Below are 17879 nucleotides of genomic sequence, written 5' to 3'. Positions count from 1 at the left end.
GTGTCAGGATTTGTCCGCCCGCACCAGCATGTCGCGTGCGCGGCGCGTCTGGACCAGCCAGTTATACGCCGCTCCGCCCGCCATCAGCACGGATGTGCCGAGAAACACTGCGCGCATGCCGAAATGACCGCCGACGAAGCCGCCGAGCAACGGCCCGGCGACCTGTCCGACATATTGCGCCGAGATCGACAAGCCCAGCACATTGCCGCCGACGCCGTCCGGAACATTGTGACGGATGACGCTGGTGATGCAGGGCAAGAGACCGCCAAGCGCCAGCCCCATCAGGAAACGCAGGCCGACAAGCTGCCAGCCCTGTGTCACGAAGGCCTGCGGGATCAACAGCAGCGCCGAGACGGCGAGCGCCCCAATGATGACGTTCCAGTGGCCGACGTGGTCGGCAAGCTTGCCGAGGCGCGACGCCGACAGGATGGCGCCAAGTGCTGCCGCCGACATGACGACGCCGGAGGTCAGTGTTAGCAGGCTTTGGTCCTCGATGAGCTGCTGGACGTAGACCGTGATGATCGGCTCGATCGACATGGTGGCGAAGCTCAACAGCATGCCGGTCGCCAGCATGGCGACGACCGGGCGTTTGTCCGAGATTTGCGACCAGCCGCCTTTCGGCTTCTCAGTCGGTGCTGATTTGTCGGCTGCCGGGCGAGGGTTCTCCTTGATGAGAAAAGTCGTTGCCAGGAACGCCAGGAAAATGACGCCGCCGGCGAGCAGGAAGGTGGCGCGGATGCCGATCAAGGGCGGCAGCGCGCCGCCGAGCAGGGGACCGACGAGGGCACCTGCGGTGATGCCGGCCGACAGCACGCCCAGCGCCCAGCCCGACCGGTCCCTCGGCGTCTGCATGGCGACGAGAATGGTCGAACCCGAGGAATAGCCGCCGGCGAAACCGATCAGCAGGCGCAGCAGCACCAATTGCCAGACAGTCTCCACCATGCCGGTCAGCGACATGCAGACGGCCATGCCGAAACTGGCGCGCACCAGCATCAGCTTGCGGTCGTAGCGGTCGCCCAGCCGTCCCCACAGCGGCGCCACCAGCGCGGCGGCGAAGAACGTCGCGCCATAGGCGAGGCCGGACCACTGCACAACAGCCGCGTGCCCCTCGGCGCCCAGCTGCTCGACGTAAAGCGGCAGGAAGGGTAACAGCAGCGTCATGGCGACAAGTGTGCTGAACGAGCCGGCAAAGCACACGGCGAGATTGCGGCGCCAGTGGATGTTGTGGGCGCCTTGCATGGCAGGGGTGGCTTCTTGCGGCATGTCCTGTCCTGTCCGGCAGGTCTCTCGACGACTTGTTCCGGATTCCATTTTGGGATACCAAGTTGGTATCCGTCATGGACGCAAGCTCGACGGCTGTCAATGCGGCGCTCTCTAACGTGATCGGCAAACGATGGTAGTCGAGCCGATCGCCAGCAAAACGGCCAGAAATCGGAAACCACAATGTCGCAGATGCAGAATGTCGAAAAGCAGCTTCGGGAGATGATCCTCGGCCTCGAGATCGGTCCCGGCGAGCGGCTGACGGAACGCTGGATCGAAAGCCGCTTCGGGGCGTCGCGCACGCCGGTCAGGGCAGCATTGCTGCGGCTCGAGACGGAAGGTCTGGTCTGCCGCGACGGGCGCGGCTGGACGGTATCGCCGATCAACATCGCCGAGCTCGAGCAGATCGCCGTCTACCGCGAGGCGGTCGAGGTGGCGGCGGTCAAGCTGACTTGTGCCTTGGAGGACAGGAGCGCCGTCGACGTCATCGAGGCGATGCTGGACTCCTGCGACGCTGGCACCCCGCGCGAGGGATGGCATCGCGTCGGCATGGATTTTCACATCGAGCTGGCACGCCTGTCCGGCAACGAGTTCCTGTTCAGGGCGGTTCGCGATGCCATGACGCGCCTGTCGCGGGCGCGTTGGCTGGAGGTGCGCGACGAGGCAGCACTCGGCCGTGCCTGGGCCGAACACCGTGCCATTCTGGCAGCGGTGCGGGCCGGCGATGCCGATGAGGCGGCACACCGGCTTTCGGCTCATATCGTCGGCAGCCGCGACCGGCTGGTGACATCGCTGCACAATGACCGGCGCGGCCTGCGTGCCAGGGGATTTGCCATCGTCGCGGCGTGATTGCGGAGGCAACCACTTTCGCCCTCGCTTCGCGAGCGCCGATGGCGTAAGAGCGGCGATGGAAAACAACCGATTTGAAACACCCGTGACCGTCAAGTCGGCGGACGGAACCACTCAGCTCTTGCGGACCGCGCGCGAGGCTTCCGACTACCTCCTCAACAATTGGCCCGGCAAGCGCAGTCCAAAGCATCGCGAAGCGCTGCAGGCCTGCCATGATGCCCTGGCCGGCGACAAACCGGCCATGATCGCGAGGCGCGCCTTCATCGCCGCCGCGCGCGAGGTGAACGTTTTCGTCAGCGACAAGGCGCCGGCCTGAAGACGCAGCGGAATTCCCAGGCCAAATCCGATCCGCCTCGCGGGCCGGATGCGTTTTACTCTGCCGTTTCTGTTTCGGTCTCGGACGTGGTCTCGTCTTCGGGCTTCGAACGTTCCTTGGCTGCGACCTTGGCCGCTTGCTTTTCCGCCTTCTTGGCGGCCTTCTGCCGGTCGCGTTCCTTGCGTTCCTGGCCGTAATTCGGTGCTCGCGCCATATCTCTTCCTTTCACAATCCCACAGGTTTCTTAGCCCTGCCTAGGAGCATTGGGCTACAAACACAACACCGCAAAGGGCGATCGGCTCCATACACAGCCGGCAGGCCGGCTGAACACGGTTCCGTGGCTTGCAAGATAGCCGGCACAATGGTGTAGGAGGGCCGGGGGGTGCAAATCACAAGCCGATTTTTTTCCAAGTGACCGATGGCCACCCTGCAAAGAAACACACAGAAGCTCTTCTACTATGCGCGCAATGTCGTGCGCGATATCGCACCGCAGGCGCTGTTCCGCCGCAGGCTCGCCGGGCTGCTCGATCAGGCCAGGCTTTCGGACGGATCGGTCCGCGCGCGTCTCAACCACTACAACAGCTTGCAGGGCGCTTTCGCGCCGAGCGCCGGGGCCCTGCCGGTCAGCCGGCTACCGAGAGGCCGGAGCATGTATTACTACGATCTGAAGGAATTTACCCGCTACTTCGATCCCGATTTGCGCATCGACCTCGAATTCGGCGACGTCGTCGAAGTGCCTGCGATGCCGTCGATCGTCAAGGATCGGCCGATCGCCGGCGACAACAGGAACGGGATCCTGTTCAAGCTCAACAAGTTCCGCCACTTCCACATGCCCGCCGACGATTTTGCTTTTGCGGACAAGCTTCCGGTTGCGGTGTGGCGCGGCGAGCTCAACAACCCGATAAGGACCTTGCTTCTGGAGGCGGCGCACGATCTGCCCTTTTGCGATGTCGGCACGCCCAAACCGACGGCAGCGCCCGAATATCGCAAGCCTTATCTGAGCATCGATCAGCAGCGGCGCTGTCGCTATATCATTTCGCTCGAAGGCAACGATGTGGCGACCAACCTCAAATGGATCATGAGTTCGAATTCGCTGTGCCTGATGCCGCCGCCGACATACGAGACATGGTTCGCCGAAAGCGATCTCGTGGCCAACGTCCACTATGTGCCGCTCGAACCTGATTTCACGGATCTTGCCGAGCGGGTGCAGTATCTCGAACGCCATCCGACTGAGGCCGAACGCATCGTCGCCGCCGCCAACGCCTATTGCCGCAAGTTCGCCGACGAACGCGCCGAGCAGGCGATCTGCTTGCTCGTGCTCTACAAGTATTTTGTGCTCAGCGGTCAGATCGAGCCTGATCCCGAGGTCTGGCGTTTTATCTCAGGCTAAGCCCGCGGCGACCTTCGACCTGATCCGTTGTCAGACACCTTGCCGGTCAAGAACCAGATCGGCCGGACCAAACCGCTCCTTTGCCGTGAACTGCTGGTGCCAATAGGGGTAGAGAACGGGCGGGCGGCTGACTGCGTCGAGGCGTGCGCGCTCATCGCTGGTCAGCACCAGGCTTGCAGCGGCGATGTTGTCCTTGAACTGTGCTTCGGTCCGTCCGCCGATGACCAGCGAGCTGACGGCCGGGCGGCCGAGCAGCCAGGCAAGCGCCACCTGCGCCGCCGACACGCCATGGTTGTTGCCGATATAGACAAGCACGTCGACGATCCGCCATAGCCGCTCCTCATCACGGATCGGCGGTTCAGACCAGCCGCTGAGTTGGCGGGCGGTGGCCTGGTCGCGGTTGTATTTGCCGGACAGCAGTCCACCGGCGAGCGGGCTCCACACCAGCACGCCAAGCCCCTGGTCGACCGAGATCGGCAGCAGTTCATATTCGGCTTCGCGTGCTTCCAGCGTGTAGTGGATCTGCTGGGTGACGAAGCGCGGCTGGTGCTGGCGATCGCTGATCCCCAGCGCCTTCATCACTTGCCAGCCGGAATAGTTGGAACAGCCGACATAGCGGATCTTGCCCTGGGTGACGAGCGTGTCGAGCGCGGCGATGGTCTCCTCCAGCGGCGTCGTGCCGTCCCATTCGTGCAAGAAATAGATGTCGATGACGTCGGTCCTGAGGCGCTTCAGGCTCTTCTCGCACTCGCGGATCAGATGGTAGCGCGACAGCCCTTCGTCGTTGGGACCGTCGCCGATCCGCATGCGCGCCTTGGAGGCGATCAGTACATCGCGCTTGCGCTTGCCGCCGAGCGCTTCGCCGATGATCTCTTCCGAAAGCCCGTTCGAATAGACATTGGCGGTGTCGATGAGATTGATGCCGGAATCGATGCAGAGGTCGATCATCCGGCGCGCCTCGTCGAGATCGGTCTTGCCGACCGCCGAAAATGCGCCGGCGCCGCCGAAGGTCATGGTGCCCATGGTAAGCGTCGAAACCTTCAGTCCGGAACGGCCGAGAGTGCGGTATTCCATATCAGATCCTCGCAATTGCGTTGAGAAGGGCTGCTTCGAAGGCTGCCCGAAAGAGCCTGGCATTTGTAGGACAATCCGAGCCGTTTGTCGTGCGTGCCAGGGAGGCTGATCGATCACATCTCACGGAGTTGGGCGACCGGCGGGCGGGCCGGCTGCAATAAAACCGTCATTGCCGGCCTGTATGCAAGTCGGCTCAAGGTGTTCGATCTTGGCCGGCAGGCCGACGCCGACACGGGCGTGCACGCGGAGCAGCATAAATGACCGAAGCAAAACAGAATTCTTCTGCCAAGGACTGGCTGGAGGCGGAGCTCGCCGACACGCTCGACGAAGACTACGAGCTGGAAATGTCGGAACCGGCGCTGTCGCTGGAAATCGCCAAGATCTACAAGAACGCGCATCCGCCCTCGATGGATCGCCAGCAATATTTTCGCGACCTGATCACGCTGCAATCCGAATTGATCAAGCTGCAGTCCTGGGTGGCTTACACCAGGAAGAAGCTGGTGGTGGTTTTCGAGGGCCGCGACTCGGCCGGCAAGGGCGGCGTCATCAAGCGCATCACCCAGCGGCTCAATCCGCGCATCTGCCGCGTCGTCGCCTTGCCGGCGCCGACCGAGCGCGAGAAGTCGCAATGGTATTTCCAGCGCTACGTGCCGCATCTGCCGGCAGGCGGCGAGATCGTGCTGTTCGACCGCTCCTGGTACAACCGCTCCGGCGTCGAGCGTGTGATGGGCTTCGCCGAGCCGGATCAGGTCGAGGAGTTTTTTCGCGACGTGCCGGAGTTCGAGCGCATGCTGGTCCGCTCCGGCATCACGCTGGTCAAATACTGGTTCTCCATCACCGATGAGGAGCAGCAGATGCGCTTCCAGATGCGCATCCATGATCCGATGAAGCAGTGGAAGCTGTCGCCGATGGACCTGCAGTCGCGCGTGCGCTGGGAGCAGTACACCAAGGCCAAGGAAGAGACCTTCGCCCGCACCAACATTCCCGAAGCCCCCTGGTTCATCGTCGAGGGCAACGACAAGAAGCGGGCGCGGCTGAACTGCATCGACCATCTCCTCAAGCAGATGCCTTATCAGGAGGTGCCGCACGAAGAGATCACGCTGCCCGACCGCGTCTTCAATCCCGAATACGAGCGCCAGGTATTGCCGCGCGAGCTGTATGTGCCGGAGAAGTATTAAGGCAGAGCTCCCTCAAGGTGCCGGTAGGCGGATGAGGGGCTGTGCCGACTTCGACAGTTTAGCTCGCCAAAGTCACTGCGTCGGACCAAAATTATTCTGACGTCATATTGCCATAGGGAGTATTGTCCGGCAGCGTAACCTTCGATCGATTGCGCCGCCCCTCATTGCCCTGCCGGGCATTTCTCCCCGTATAGTGACGGGGAGAAAGGGGCCTGTACCGAGGTTTCGCCAACAGAGCAGACGAAACGTCCTAATCGCGCTTGATGATCAGATGCGTGGCATTCGGCGTTGCGACCTGCTCGCTGCAGCGGTAGCCGAGCCGGGGCATGTCGATGCCGGCAAAAAGATTCTCGCCTGAGCCGAGCAGCATCGGCGATATCGAAAGATGCATGTCGTCGACGAGCTTTTCCTGGAGATATTGCCGGATCGTGGCGACGCCGCCGCCCAGCCGTACATCCTTGCCATCAGCCGCTGCCTTCGCCTTTTCCAGCGCTGAGTAGATACCATCGGTTACGAAATAGAAGGTCGTGCCGCCGTCCATGACAAGAGGATCCCGCGGAAAGTGGGTGAGCACGAAGACCGGCACATGGTAGGGCGGATTGTCTCCCCACCAGCCTTTCCAGGTGTCATCGGGCCAAGGTCCGCGGATCGGCCCGAACATGTTTCGGCCCATGATCCACGCCCCGATATCTTCGAAGCTGCGCGTCACAAACGTGTCGTCGGTATCCGTGGTCCCGCCATCTTCACCAGACATGTTGCGGAAGGTTCGGGTGCCGAGCATCCATGTGTGCAAGGCTTCCCCGCCGATGCCCAGCGGCTCTTTCAGGTCCTGGTCGGGACCGGCGCCGAAGCCGTCGATAGACAGGGTGAATGCGTTGACACGAAGCTTGGACATGAGTACCTCCCTAAACCGGTTGTAAAATGCAATCAGTTGTTTTTAGCTGGACTGATTGCGTTTTGCAAGCGGTACTTCGCCGCCGAGCAAGAGCGGCTTGTTTGGCCAGCATCAGGACCACCGCAAAGAGAGGATGGTTGCAGCAGCAGCTACTTGCGCCGCGACGCCTCGAGTATGCGCTCGACAGCTAGGCGGAGCGGCGACAGACTGTCTGTCACTACGGTCCAGACGATGGCGTCGGAAGTCTTGTGGTATCCGTGACGCAAAACGTTGCCAATTCCACGAATCTGTTTCCAGGGAATTTCTGGAGCAAGAGCGAGCAAATCGTCCGGGATGTGCCGGGTGGCTTCAGAAATGATCTCGATGCCGCGCTCCACGCCATGACGAAGCAGCCAGTCGTCACGAAAGTCATCCAGGGTCTTGCCGGCGGTGGCAGTGCTGATGCCATCCAAAGCCGCTATGATCTCGGCTAGGATCGGCTCGATCCGGCGGACTGCCATCAGAATACGCGCACGGCCGATTGTTCGATCTCGGCCTTCAACATGGGATGAAGGCTGTCGCGTGTGGTGATGTCAATTTCCGTTGACATCTTCTCTTCCAGAAATTGCTTGATCCCGACCAGGTCGATCAGAGAAAAGCGCCGCGCCGGATCATAGTCGATGAACAGATCAAGATCGCTGTCCGGCTGCGCATCGTCCCGCGCCGCCGACCCGAACAGATACAGCGAAGTCGCGCCCATGCCCTTGATGGCATCTGCGTTCCTCTGCAACCGTTCGATGACCTCGTTCCTGCTCATGAGTCCATTCTAGCGGATTGCAGCAAAATCCCAAAACGATGCGAGTGCCTACCCCTTCAGCATCGCCGCCACCTCGGGCGCGAAATAGGTGAGGATGCCGTCGCAGCCGGCGCGCTTGAAGGCTAGCAGCGATTCCAGCATCGCCTTGTCGCCGTCGATCCAGCCATTGGCAGCGGCCGCCTTGATCATCGAATATTCGCCCGACACCTGATAGGCGAAGGTCGGCATCCGGAATTCGTCCTTCAGCCTGCGGATGATGTCGAGATAGGGCAGGCCGGGCTTGACCATCAGCATGTCGGCGCCCTCGGCGAGGTCCTGTTCGGCCTCGCGCACGGCCTCGTCGGAATTGGCGTGGTCGAGATAGTAGGTCTTCTTGTCGCCCTTGAGCAGGCCGGCAGTGCCGACCGCCTCGCGATAAGGTCCATAGAAGGCGGAAGCAAATTTCGTCGCGTAGGACATGATCGCCACATCCTGGAAACCATTGGCATCGAGTGCATCACGGATGGCGCCGATGCGGCCATCCATCATGTCGGACGGGGCAATGATATCGGCCCCAGCCGAAGCCTGGATGACGGCAGCCGCGGCGACCTGCTCCACGGTCTGGTCGTTGACGATGATGCCGTCACGCAAGATGCCGTCATGGCCGTGCGAGGTGAAGGGATCGAGCGCCGCGTCGGTGATGATGCCGATCTCGGGCACCGCGTGCTTGATGGCGCGCGTGGCGCGGTTGATGACGTTTTCCGGATCGAGGATGTGCGAACCGGTCTGGTCGCGCAGGCCGAGCTCGACATTGGGGAAGGTGGCGATCGCCGGAATGCCGAGCCTTGCCGCGCGCTCGGCCTCCTTGACGGCAAGGTCAAGCGACAGGCGGAAGACGCCGGGCATGGCGGCGATCGGTTCGCGGATGTTTTTCCCGTCGACGACGAAGATCGGCCAGATCAGGTCATCGACGGAGAGCCGGTTCTCCTGGACGAGACGGCGCGACCAATCGGCCTTGCGCATGCGGCGCAAACGGCGGCTGCCGGTGATCTCGTCGACGCTGCGCGCGCCGGCAGGCTTTGCTGGGGTAAATTTGTTCATCGCCAAAACTCCGGATCGGGTGGCTTTTACCACGAGCCTCCGCCACTAACCAATGCGACACGATTCTGCCAGCATCGTAAGGGAGGGGTATGCCGAGTTTCAGGTCAGGCCGAGCCGGAGTCGAAGACGGGCGCGAAGCGACCAAACAGGTGTGTTCCGAGAACCGGAACGGAGGCGCACGTTTAGGTACGCGAGTACTGGAAGCGCAGGAAACCGCCGTTTGCAGGCCGGCATCACCTGAAACTCGGCATACCTATGGCTGACCGTTGCCGGACAGGACCTGCGCCGCGCCCCGCATGGCGACGCGGAACGCCTCGTCGAAGCTGACGCCGCGCACCTGCCAGCTGTAGGTCCTGCCGCCCGTGGCCAGCCGCCAGTCGGCGATCCAGCCCAATTCCTTGTGGCTCCAGACGATCCTGCCGGCAAGCGCCTGGTCGGCGCCGGCCTGTTTGGCGGCCTTGTCCAGAGCCGCGATATCCACCTCGTGCAGCGCCAGCCCGGATTCGGAGAGCAGCGACGCCTTGGGGAATGCGATCCGCATCGCCAGCGGGTCGGCGGCATTCACGAACGATTCGCGCATCGGTTCGCCGCGCTCATCGTTGGCGGCCAGCGCGAAATGCCTGGCGCCTCGCTCCGTTGCGAGGAAGATCGCCAGCCGCGGCCGCTCGGCGAGCCACGGCTTGCTGCCGAGCGAGGCCAGTACCGGGTCGATCACACCAGGCCTGTAGAGGCAGGTAAGCTCGTGCGGCCGGTCATGCGTGCCTTGCTCGTCGTGGATCGGAATGCCTTCCATCCGGTCGCGATAGCGGAATTCGGCAACGAAGCTGCCAGCCTTGTCGCGCAGCGCCGCCATTTCAGGCTTTTTCGGCAGCCGCTGATCGCCAGAGACCCTGACCAGAACCGCATCCAGACAGGACTTGAAGCCGATCCGGCGGTTTTCTTCGCCCTGGCCGGTGACGATGGTCTTCGCGCGATAGAGGTCGTCCCCGGCCAATGCCGGACGAGCGGCCGCGCATACAATCAGGCCGATCGCCACCAGGGCAAGACGCGAAAATCCAAGCATGGGCTCAACGTCCGGTTTGAAAGCCCGTCATCAAGATGGTCCGTTCTAGCATCGGCTGCCGGCGGTGGCCAAGGCGGCAGGATTGCGCCCCGCCATTGACGCGCCCATGCGCCGCGTTTTAGCACTTCAGTCCCGGCGGCGCGGGGGAGGGATTCTTAGGCGATGGATTTTGGCGGCGGCAACGAGATCCGCTTCGAACGATCGGGCAGGGCCGGCGTTGTCACGCTGACGCGGCCGCAGGCGCTCAATGCCGTCACCCATCGCATGGTCAAAGCGCTCGACAAGGCGCTGCGCGCCTGGGAGCGCGACGACGGCGTCGATGTTGTCGTCGTCAAGGCCGAGGGCAGGGCGTTTTCGGCCGGGGGCGATATCCTCCACATTTATGAGGCCGGCCGGGCCGGAAAGCCGCCGGTCGATTTCTTCGCCGACGAATACCGGCTGAACGCCCGCATCGCGCGGTTCGAAAAACCCTATGTCGCGCTGATCGACGGCATCGTCATGGGCGGCGGCGTCGGCATCTCGTTCCACGGCTCGCATCGGGTACTGACCGAGAACGCCCAGTTCGCCATGCCGGAAGTCGGCATCGGCTTTTTCCCGGATGTCGGCGCCAGCCATCTCCTGCCGAACCTTGGCGGCAGCTTCGGCATGTATCTGGCCCTGACCGGAAACCGCATCCGCTATGGCGACGCCTTGTGGTCTGGCCTGGCGACGCATACGATCAAGGCGCAGGACCAGGCCGGTTTTCTCGATAGGCTGGTCGCGACCGGCGACCCGGAACCGGCGCTGCGCGGTTTTTCCGTCCCGGCCCGGCGCGAGACGGACAGTCCGACGCTGGAAGCGATCGCCCGCCATTTCGCGCAACCGTCGCTGGGTGACGTCATCGGCAGCCTGGAGCGCGCCGCACCCGCCGATGCGTTCGCGGCAAAGACGCTGGCGACGATCCGCACCCGCTCACCGACCAGCCTGCATGTCGCCTGGCGCGAGATCAGCGCCGGGCTGACGCTGTCGATGGACGAGTGCATGCGGATGGAGTTCCGCATCCTCAACCGCATGCTTGCCGGCCACGATTTCTACGAAGGCATCCGCGCCGCCATCATCGACAAGGGCTCGACGCCGCAATGGCGGCCGGCAGGCATCGACGACGTCAGCGCTGCCGACGTCGATGCCTATTTCGCTCCGCTCGGCGAACGGGAACTCGAACTGTGAGCGACGTCACGTCGAGACGCGTCGTGCTCCAGCCCTCGACGGCCGAGGTCATCTTCGCCTGGTTCCAGCGCGTCATATCGGGCTACTGCCTGTTGTTCGGGATTTTGTACTGGATCCGGCTGATCGGCTTCTATCCCGGTTCGTTGTGGCGCTTCGACCTGATGCCGGTGCATTGGCAGGTGGCGGCGGTGACGCTCGCCGTCTTCTTCCCCTTCGCCGCCGCCGGCCTGTGGATGCTGGCCTCCTGGGGGCCGGTGATCTGGTTCATCTGCGCGGCGACCGAGACCGTCATGTATGCCGGCTTTCCCGAGCTCTTCGGCCACCGGCCGCTTATCCTCGCCTCGCATGCGGCGGTGGCGCTGCTCTACATCGTCTTTCGCGTGGTGATCTGGATGCAGAAGCGCCAGAGCCGGCAATAGAGCATCAGACCGATGCTCAACAAGAATGGCGCCCGCGCGTCCTGTCGTACGCGCAAAGGACGCTCTAACTTCTATCGGCTTCCGCCCGGAATCATTGGCTAAATCTTTAGGTTAATCATCCTTGTTCGGGTGACCCTTCGTTAAGCCTCTTTCGAAACCTATTACCGGTAAGCTCTTGTTAGCCCTAGCGTTTAAGTCGAATTTTATGAGTATTCGATAGTGTCGCGATCAAGGTGAAAAACAAAAAATCACCAGGCGACAAACGAGAGGCAAAGACAATGATCAATTCCCGTCCGGCGGCGAAGACCGCCAACGTATCCGATGACCGTCGCGAGGCGATCCGCTCGCTGTACATGGAGTCGCTGCAACTGGTGGAGCGCCTGCACCGCCGCCTGCTTGACGTGATCAAGGACGAATTCGACCGCAACGGCCGTTCCGACATCAACGCCATCCAGGCGCTGCTGCTCTTCAACATCGGCAATTCGGAGCTGACCGCCGGCGAGCTGCGCTCGCGCGGCTACTATCTCGGCTCGAACGTCTCCTACAATCTGAAGAAGCTGGTCGATCTCGGCTTCATCAACCACCAGCGCTCGCGCATCGACCGCCGCTCGGTACGGATCTCGCTGACGCCAAAGGGCAGTGAGGTGGCGGAAGTCGTCGCCGGCCTATACGAGCGCCATGTCGGCTCGATCGAGCAGGTCGGCGGCATCAACACGGAAGAATTCAAGCAGATGAATCGCGCCCTGCAGCGCCTCGACCGCTTCTGGAACGACACCATCGCTTACCGGATGTAACGCATCCGCAGCATGTAGGGGAAAACCGCGCCGAAGAAGCGCGGTCGGGAGCGACCTAAAGACCGGTGCCGAAAAGCACCGGTCTTTCCGTTTCGTCACGCCAGACGATCCAAATCGCGGTCAGGGTCACGTTGCCGCCATATTCCCGGTGAAAGCGAGAATGCGGGTGATGTTGCGGCGAGAGCCAACCGTCTCCCTGCCAACCGTCTCTCTGAACGCGCATTGCGCCCGGCGCGTTCTCACACAGCAGCAACAGGGGGCCATGGTTGGCTAATTGTTAAGGACGCCAACCCTAGAGTACGGGCGGGATCGCCCGGTGAAAAAACTGTTACAGGAATGTCTGGAGCGTAAATGAGAACCAGTCGCCGTTTCTTCCTTTCTGGAGCCTCCGCGTTGGCCGCGACGATGATTGCCGGCGGCGCCAGCGCGCAGGACGTGATCGCGGATATCCTGAAATCCTCTGGCCGCGGCAACTGGGACGACCAGTTCGACGCCCGCGCCAGCCAGGGCGGCAAGGTGGCCTCGACGCTGCCGATCGTCAGCCTGCAGACCGTTGCGTTCACCGAGCAGGCGATCGCGCAGTATCAGAATATTGTCGCGCAGGGCGGCTGGCCGCCGGTTCCGGACACCAAGAAATTGCAGCTCGGCGTCATCGATCCCGACGTGGTGCCATTGCGCAGGCGCTTGATGATTTCGGGCGACCTGGCGCAGAGCGCCGGCCTTTCAGAGGCCTTCGATTCCTACGTCGATGCGGCGGTCAAGCGCTTCCAGGCGCGCCATGGCCTGCCTTCCGACGGGACACTGGGCCAATATTCGTATGCGGCGATGAATGTTTCGGCGCAGGTCCGGCTTGGCCAGCTGCAGACCAATCTGCAGCGGCTGCACGAGCGCGCCGGCACGCTGGGCAACCGTTATGTATTGGTCGACATCCCGGGCGCCCAGATCGAAGCGGTCGAGAACGACCGCGTCGTGCTGCGCCACACCGCCGTTGTCGGCAAAATCGATCGCCAGACGCCGATCGTCGATTCCAAGATCAACGAGATCATCGTCAATCCCTACTGGAACGCGCCGGTCTCGATCGTGCGCAAGGACATCATTCCGCTGATGCGGAAGGACCCCAACTATCTCAAGGACAGCAACATCCGTCTGTTCGCACCGGACGGCAGCGAGGTCGATCCGCTGACCGTCGACTGGTCGACCGACGACGCGGAGAAATACCGCTTTCGCCAGGATCCGGGCGCCGGCAATGCGATGGCCTCGGTCAAGATCAATTTCCCGAGCCCGGACGGCGTCTACATGCACGACACGCCGCAGCAGAGCCTGTTCGGCAAGATGATGCGCTTCGATTCCTCGGGCTGCGTGCGCGTCCAGAACGTACGCGACCTCGTCACCTGGATCCTGCGCGACACGCCGGGCTGGAGCCGCCAGTATTTCGAGGCAGCGATCAAGAGCGGCGAGAACATCCCGGTGCAGGTCACCAACCCGGTGCCGGTCTTTTTCCTCTACATCTCGGCCTGGTCGACGGGGCCTGGCGTCGTGCAGTTCCGCGACGACATCTACGGGCTCGACGGAGCCAACGAGCTGCAGATCACCTCCGCGCTCTAAGCGACTGATTTTTTTTACTGAAAGGGCCGCCGGTGAGGGCGGCCTTTTTGCATCCGGCTGGGGCGCGCGCTTTGCGCCGGGTCCGGAAAGCGCCGTTCGGTACAGGCCCATGCAAGTCGCCATCTTCATCCTGATCGTGCTCGTCTTCGTCGCCGTTTCCGGCGCGCTGGTCCGGCTGGTGCGGGTGCCATTGCCGGTGCTGCAGATTGCCATAGGTGCCGCACTCGCCTGGCCGATGCGCGGCATCCATGTCGAGATCGATCCCGAGCTTTTCCTGCTGGTGTTCATTCCGCCGCTGCTGTTCAGCGATGCCTATGGCGCGCCGAAGCGCGAACTGGTGGCGCTGCGCGGGCCGATACTGGACCTTGCCATCGGGCTGGTCTTCTTCACCATCGTCGGCTTCGGCTACGCCTTGCACTGGCTGGTGCCGAGCGTTCCGCTCGTCGTCGCTTTCGCGCTCGCCGCGGTGCTGTCGCCGACCGACGCAGTGGCCGTGTCCTCGATCGTCGACAAGAATGTGGTTCCGGCACGGCTGATGCACATTCTGGAAGGCGAGTCGCTGCTCAACGATGCGTCGGGACTGGTCATGTTCCGTTTGGCGGTGGCGGCGGTGTTGACCGGCAGCTTTTCCTTCGCCGCGGTATCTCTGACTTTCCTCTACGCCGTGGCAGTCGGCATCCTGGCCGGCGTGGTGGCATTGTTCGTTGCCGCCAAGGCGCTGCAATTGCTGAACCGCATCGGCGGCGTGCCAGCCGAGGCGCAGGTGCTGGTCATGATCCTGCTGCCCTTCGTCGCCTATCTCGGCGCCGAGCATGTCGGGGCTTCGGGTATCCTGGCTGCGGTCACCGCCGGCGTGCTGACCGGCGGTTCCGGAATTTTCCGCTTCCTCGGCGTTTCGGCGCGTATCCAGACGATGTCGCTGTGGACGACGCTGTCTTTCGTTTTCAACGGCGCGCTCTTCATCCTGCTCGGCCTGCAGTTTCCCGACATCATCGGCAACGTGCCGCCCGAGCTCAGCGGCCGCTATCCGGTCATCCAGCCGATCCTGACTGTGTTGGCGCTGACGCTGTGCCTGATCGCGCTGCGCTTTGTCTGGATCTGGATTGGCGACACTGCAGCCCGCGTCGTGGCGCGATTGCGCAAGCGCAAGGCCGAGCCGTTCGGACTGCGTATTCTCCTCGCCGGCTCGGTGGCCGGCGTGCGTGGCGCGATAACGCTGGCCGGCATCCTGTCGCTGCCGCTCGCCATGCCGGACGGCTCGCCCTTTCCGGCGCGAGACGTGGCGATCTTCCTGGCCGCCGGCGTCATCATCTGCTCACTGGCCATCGCCAGCCTCACGCTGCCCTGGATAGCGCGCGGGCTGGTTGAGCCGGGCGAGGATGCCGGCGCTGCCGAGGAACGCTTGGCGCGTGTCGGCGCGGCCAAGGCCGCCATCGCCCGCATCGAGAGCATCGCCGGTGCGGAAGACGGGGACGAAGGTGAGGTGCCCGGCGCCCGGCTCGCCGCGGCCGACAGCATCGTCGCCGGTTACCGCCGCCGCATCGCCGCCTCCGACGAGGCCGATGAAGCGCGCGCCGAAGCACGGGAAGCAGGACGGCTGGAGCTCGAAATGAGGCTCGCCGGCATCGAGGCCGAGCGCGCGGCCGTGCGCGCCATGTTTCGCAGCCGTGAGATCAACGATCACACCATGCAGGCGCTGTTTACCGAAATCACGCTCACAGAGGCCTTGCTGAAGGGCCGTCAGGCGAGGAAATAGCCGGCTCTTCGCCTCGCTGCCGCAATCCGGCCAGCAAATTTCGCGCTGCAAACGTGGCGGGGCGAAAGCAACTGTGTTAATGGCGCGGCAGGCCCCCCCGGACGACAAGGATCTCAAGCATGGCAACAGCAGCGGCAGTGTCGAACAAATTCGAATCCTTCTTCGAAACCACGCTTGTCGATGCGGATCCGGAGATTTTCGGCGCGATCCGCAACGAACTCGGCCGCCAGCGCCACGAGATCGAGCTTATAGCATCGGAAAACATCGTCTCCCGCGCCGTGCTGGAAGCGCAGGGCTCGATCATGACCAACAAATACGCCGAGGGCTATCCGGGCAAGCGCTACTATGGCGGCTGCCAGTTCGTCGACGTGGCCGAGGACCTGGCCATCGAGCGCGCCAAAAAACTCTTCGGCTGCAACTTCGCCAACGTCCAGCCGAATTCCGGCAGCCAGATGAACCAGGCGGTGTTCCTGGCGCTGCTGCAGCCCGGCGACACCTTCATGGGGCTCGACCTCAATTCCGGTGGCCACCTGACGCACGGTTCGCCGGTCAACATGAGCGGCAAATGGTTCAAGGTCGTTTCCTACGGCGTGCGCAGGGACGATCATCTGCTCGACATGGATGCGATCGAGAAGACCGCCCACGAGACCAAGCCGAAGCTGATCCTGGCCGGCGGCACCGCCTATTCGCGCGTCTGGGACTGGAAGCGTTTTCGCGAGATCGCCGACTCGATCGGCGCCTATCTGATGGTCGACATGGCCCATATCGCCGGCCTGGTCGCCGGTGGCGTGCATCCGTCGCCACTGCCATATGCCCATGTGGTTACCACCACAACGCACAAGTCGCTGCGCGGCCCGCGTGGCGGCATGATCCTGTGCAACGACGAGGACATCGCCAAGAAGATGAACTCGGCGGTGTTTCCGGGCCTGCAGGGCGGGCCTCTGATGCATGTCATCGCCGCCAAGGCGGTGGCCTTCGGCGAAGCGCTGAAGCCGAGCTTCAAGGTCTATGCCGAGAGCGTTGCCGCCAATGCCAAGGCGCTGGCCTCCAGCCTGCAGGAAACCGGTCTCGACATCGTCTCCGGCGGCACCGACAACCATCTGATGCTGGTCGACCTCAGGCCCAAGAACGCCACCGGCAAGCGCGCCGAGGCAGCGCTTGGCCGCGCCAACATCACCTGCAACAAGAATGGCATCCCGTTCGATCCCGAAAAGCCGTTCGTCACCTCGGGCGTGCGTCTCGGCACGCCGGCCGGCACCACGCGCGGCTTCGGCCAGGCCGAGTTCCGCGAGATCGGCAAGCTGATCGCCGAAGTGCTGGACGGGCTCAAGGCGGCGAATTCCGACGAGGGCAATGCAGCTGTCGAGGCCGCGGTGAAGGCGAAGGTGGCCGCGCTGACGGATCGTTTTCCGCTCTATCCCTATCTCGGTTGAGCTTACGCAAGTGTCATCCGTTATCGGCCGCACGAGAAGCACTGTTTCAGTGGGGACGGAGTCCGGACAGGAGCCTTGACGATGATGCAGATTTTTCGTGTCGCTGGCTTTGCCGCGCTTGGCGCGTTGGCCACACTGACCACCTTGCCGCTGTCCGCCGCCTTGGCACAGTCCGCGCCCACCCCAGCCGCACCGAAGACGGAAACCTTCGGCATGTGGTCCACCACTGTGGACGAGATCGATACCGGCGAGGATCTGCGCAAGACCTGCGTCGCCTCGACCGCCTTTCTCGACGCGAGCGGTACCAGCGGCACTCTTACGCTCGCCATCTCGAACGGCGATGCACTGCCGCCCAATGGCTATCCGACGCTTGTCATCGCCATGAAGAACAAGGACTTGCCGACTGGCGAGAATATTCCGGCGGTGTTCGGCGACAGCAACGGCAAGGTCAAGGCGACGGTCAATGCCATGGCGGGTGCCGGCGGAAAATGGATGTTGAACAACAAGCCCGAGATCAGCCTGGCGCTGCTGCGTTCGATGCGTCGCGCCAGCGCACTCGATATCACCTTCGCCGACACAGCGGTCGCGACCGTATCGATGGACGGCTTCACCAAGGCCTATCGCAGCCTCGGCGTGTCATGTGGGTTCCCGACGGTTGACGTCGCGCCGTAATCGGCTGGTATTGCCGTCTGGTATGATGCTGGCAATTTTCCTCGCGCCTCGCTATCTCTGAGGCGCGAGAGGCCATCGCCGGTGCTTTGCCAT

19 protein-coding genes are annotated in these 17879 nt (G+C 63.0%); 11 read left to right on the top strand and 8 right to left on the bottom strand.

Annotated elements, in window-relative coordinates; genetic code table 11:
- Positions 1 to 3: 3 nt before the first annotated feature.
- Positions 4 to 1263: a multidrug efflux MFS transporter gene (locus AC0L3L_RS28990; protein WP_473640439.1), complete on the bottom strand. Its 1260-nt coding sequence runs from the start codon at positions 1261 to 1263 to the stop codon at positions 4 to 6.
- Between the two features lie 180 nt (positions 1264 to 1443).
- On the opposite strand from AC0L3L_RS28990, the gene AC0L3L_RS28985 reads away from it, so the two are divergent.
- The gene (locus AC0L3L_RS28985; RefSeq protein ID WP_473640437.1) at positions 1444 to 2109 is read left to right on the top strand and encodes a GntR family transcriptional regulator; all 666 of its coding nucleotides are present in this window, start codon (positions 1444 to 1446) and stop codon (positions 2107 to 2109) included.
- Positions 2110 to 2167: 58 nt separating this feature from the next.
- Entirely contained in the window at positions 2168 to 2425 is a 258-nt protein-coding gene (locus tag AC0L3L_RS28980) for a DUF982 domain-containing protein (protein ID WP_473487785.1), read from the top strand.
- A 55-nt stretch (positions 2426 to 2480) separates the two neighbouring features.
- On the opposite strand, the gene AC0L3L_RS28975 is transcribed toward AC0L3L_RS28980, so the two are convergent.
- Positions 2481 to 2639, bottom strand: a complete 159-nt coding sequence (locus tag AC0L3L_RS28975; protein WP_023798419.1) for a hypothetical protein — start codon at positions 2637 to 2639, stop codon at positions 2481 to 2483.
- Between the two features lie 204 nt (positions 2640 to 2843).
- On the opposite strand from AC0L3L_RS28975, the gene AC0L3L_RS28970 reads away from it, so the two are divergent.
- On the top strand, positions 2844 to 3815 hold the full coding sequence (locus AC0L3L_RS28970) for a glycosyl transferase family 90 (RefSeq protein WP_473640435.1): 972 nt from the start codon (positions 2844 to 2846) through the stop codon (positions 3813 to 3815).
- Positions 3816 to 3845: 30 nt separating this feature from the next.
- On the opposite strand, the gene AC0L3L_RS28965 is transcribed toward AC0L3L_RS28970, so the two are convergent.
- Entirely contained in the window at positions 3846 to 4889 is a 1044-nt protein-coding gene (locus AC0L3L_RS28965) for an aldo/keto reductase (RefSeq protein WP_473640434.1), read from the bottom strand.
- Positions 4890 to 5146: 257 nt separating this feature from the next.
- Between AC0L3L_RS28965 and ppk2 the strand changes: the two genes are divergently transcribed.
- Positions 5147 to 6067, top strand: a complete 921-nt coding sequence (gene ppk2 / locus AC0L3L_RS28960) for a polyphosphate kinase 2 (RefSeq protein ID WP_473640432.1) — start codon at positions 5147 to 5149, stop codon at positions 6065 to 6067.
- Between the two features lie 250 nt (positions 6068 to 6317).
- Here the strand turns inward: ppk2 and AC0L3L_RS28955 are convergent, their stop codons facing one another.
- The 5 genes from AC0L3L_RS28955 to AC0L3L_RS28935 all read right to left on the bottom strand — a co-directional run bounded on the left by AC0L3L_RS28955 (position 6318) and on the right by AC0L3L_RS28935 (position 9874).
- Complete coding sequence (locus AC0L3L_RS28955) at positions 6318 to 6962, bottom strand: dihydrofolate reductase family protein (protein ID WP_473640430.1); 645 nt, start codon at positions 6960 to 6962, stop codon at positions 6318 to 6320.
- 149 nt (positions 6963 to 7111) lie between these two features.
- On the bottom strand, positions 7112 to 7462 hold the full coding sequence (locus AC0L3L_RS28950; protein WP_473640429.1) for a HepT-like ribonuclease domain-containing protein: 351 nt from the start codon (positions 7460 to 7462) through the stop codon (positions 7112 to 7114).
- The gene (locus tag AC0L3L_RS28945) at positions 7462 to 7758 is read right to left on the bottom strand and encodes a nucleotidyltransferase family protein (protein WP_202363192.1); all 297 of its coding nucleotides are present in this window, start codon (positions 7756 to 7758) and stop codon (positions 7462 to 7464) included. Before AC0L3L_RS28945 ends, AC0L3L_RS28950 begins: the two co-directional genes overlap by 1 nt.
- A 48-nt stretch (positions 7759 to 7806) precedes the next feature.
- Positions 7807 to 8838: a porphobilinogen synthase gene (gene hemB / locus AC0L3L_RS28940; protein ID WP_473640427.1), complete on the bottom strand. Its 1032-nt coding sequence runs from the start codon at positions 8836 to 8838 to the stop codon at positions 7807 to 7809.
- A gap of 253 nt (positions 8839 to 9091) precedes the next feature.
- Entirely contained in the window at positions 9092 to 9874 is a 783-nt protein-coding gene (locus tag AC0L3L_RS28935; RefSeq protein ID WP_473640426.1) for a DUF2066 domain-containing protein, read from the bottom strand.
- 189 nt (positions 9875 to 10063) lie between these two features.
- Here AC0L3L_RS28935 and AC0L3L_RS28930 point away from each other — a divergent pair, with 189 nt between their 5' ends.
- The 7 genes from AC0L3L_RS28930 (at position 10064) to AC0L3L_RS28900 (ending at position 17786) form a co-directional block, all read left to right on the top strand.
- A complete protein-coding gene (locus AC0L3L_RS28930) occupies positions 10064 to 11107 on the top strand; it encodes an enoyl-CoA hydratase/isomerase family protein (protein ID WP_473640424.1) in 1044 nt (347 codons plus the stop codon).
- Positions 11104 to 11526 carry a DUF6163 family protein gene (locus AC0L3L_RS28925; protein ID WP_473487717.1) on the top strand — a complete coding sequence of 141 codons (423 nt, stop codon included), beginning with the start codon at positions 11104 to 11106 and terminating at the stop codon, positions 11524 to 11526. The genes AC0L3L_RS28930 and AC0L3L_RS28925 overlap by 4 nt, the downstream gene beginning before the upstream one ends.
- A gap of 278 nt (positions 11527 to 11804) precedes the next feature.
- Complete coding sequence (gene ldtR / locus AC0L3L_RS28920) at positions 11805 to 12320, top strand: transcriptional regulator LdtR (RefSeq protein WP_473487716.1); 516 nt, start codon at positions 11805 to 11807, stop codon at positions 12318 to 12320.
- 351 nt (positions 12321 to 12671) lie between these two features.
- Positions 12672 to 13925 carry a L,D-transpeptidase family protein gene (locus AC0L3L_RS28915; RefSeq protein ID WP_473640422.1) on the top strand — a complete coding sequence of 418 codons (1254 nt, stop codon included), beginning with the start codon at positions 12672 to 12674 and terminating at the stop codon, positions 13923 to 13925.
- Positions 13926 to 14034: 109 nt separating this feature from the next.
- Positions 14035 to 15681, top strand: a complete 1647-nt coding sequence (locus tag AC0L3L_RS28910) for a Na+/H+ antiporter (protein WP_473640420.1) — start codon at positions 14035 to 14037, stop codon at positions 15679 to 15681.
- 119 nt (positions 15682 to 15800) lie between these two features.
- On the top strand, positions 15801 to 17114 hold the full coding sequence (gene glyA / locus AC0L3L_RS28905) for a serine hydroxymethyltransferase (RefSeq protein WP_473640418.1): 1314 nt from the start codon (positions 15801 to 15803) through the stop codon (positions 17112 to 17114).
- 81 nt (positions 17115 to 17195) lie between these two features.
- Complete coding sequence (locus AC0L3L_RS28900) at positions 17196 to 17786, top strand: hypothetical protein (protein WP_473640416.1); 591 nt, start codon at positions 17196 to 17198, stop codon at positions 17784 to 17786.
- The last annotated feature ends 93 nt before the right edge of the window (positions 17787 to 17879 follow it).

The sequence above is a fragment of the Mesorhizobium sp. WSM4849 genome (assembly GCF_055811385.1).
Note: the sequence above shows the minus strand (reverse complement) of the source record. Positions and strands in the feature narration are given on the sequence as shown.

Bases quoted from the DNA above. Each gene is read 5' to 3' on its own strand.
- AC0L3L_RS28975 (WP_023798419.1), bottom strand. From the start codon at position 2,639: ATGGCGCGAGCACCGAATTACGGCCAGGAACGCAAGGAACGCGACCGG.
- AC0L3L_RS28950 (WP_473640429.1), bottom strand. From the start codon at position 7,462: ATGGCAGTCCGCCGGATCGAGCCGATCCTAGCCGAGATCATAGCGGCT.
- AC0L3L_RS28900 (WP_473640416.1), top strand. From the start codon at position 17,196: ATGATGCAGATTTTTCGTGTCGCTGGCTTTGCCGCGCTTGGCGCGTTG.
- AC0L3L_RS28930 (WP_473640424.1), top strand. From the start codon at position 10,064: ATGGATTTTGGCGGCGGCAACGAGATCCGCTTCGAACGATCGGGCAGG.
- AC0L3L_RS28910 (WP_473640420.1), top strand. From the start codon at position 14,035: ATGCAAGTCGCCATCTTCATCCTGATCGTGCTCGTCTTCGTCGCCGTT.
- AC0L3L_RS28965 (WP_473640434.1), bottom strand. From the start codon at position 4,889: ATGGAATACCGCACTCTCGGCCGTTCCGGACTGAAGGTTTCGACGCTT.
- ldtR (WP_473487716.1), top strand. From the start codon at position 11,805: ATGATCAATTCCCGTCCGGCGGCGAAGACCGCCAACGTATCCGATGAC.
- glyA (WP_473640418.1), top strand. From the start codon at position 15,801: ATGGCAACAGCAGCGGCAGTGTCGAACAAATTCGAATCCTTCTTCGAA.
- AC0L3L_RS28990 (WP_473640439.1), bottom strand. From the start codon at position 1,263: ATGCCGCAAGAAGCCACCCCTGCCATGCAAGGCGCCCACAACATCCAC.
- AC0L3L_RS28915 (WP_473640422.1), top strand. From the start codon at position 12,672: ATGAGAACCAGTCGCCGTTTCTTCCTTTCTGGAGCCTCCGCGTTGGCC.
- AC0L3L_RS28980 (WP_473487785.1), top strand. From the start codon at position 2,168: ATGGAAAACAACCGATTTGAAACACCCGTGACCGTCAAGTCGGCGGAC.
- hemB (WP_473640427.1), bottom strand. From the start codon at position 8,838: ATGAACAAATTTACCCCAGCAAAGCCTGCCGGCGCGCGCAGCGTCGAC.
- AC0L3L_RS28955 (WP_473640430.1), bottom strand. From the start codon at position 6,962: ATGTCCAAGCTTCGTGTCAACGCATTCACCCTGTCTATCGACGGCTTC.
- AC0L3L_RS28970 (WP_473640435.1), top strand. From the start codon at position 2,844: ATGGCCACCCTGCAAAGAAACACACAGAAGCTCTTCTACTATGCGCGC.
- AC0L3L_RS28945 (WP_202363192.1), bottom strand. From the start codon at position 7,758: ATGAGCAGGAACGAGGTCATCGAACGGTTGCAGAGGAACGCAGATGCC.
- ppk2 (WP_473640432.1), top strand. From the start codon at position 5,147: ATGACCGAAGCAAAACAGAATTCTTCTGCCAAGGACTGGCTGGAGGCG.
- AC0L3L_RS28985 (WP_473640437.1), top strand. From the start codon at position 1,444: ATGTCGCAGATGCAGAATGTCGAAAAGCAGCTTCGGGAGATGATCCTC.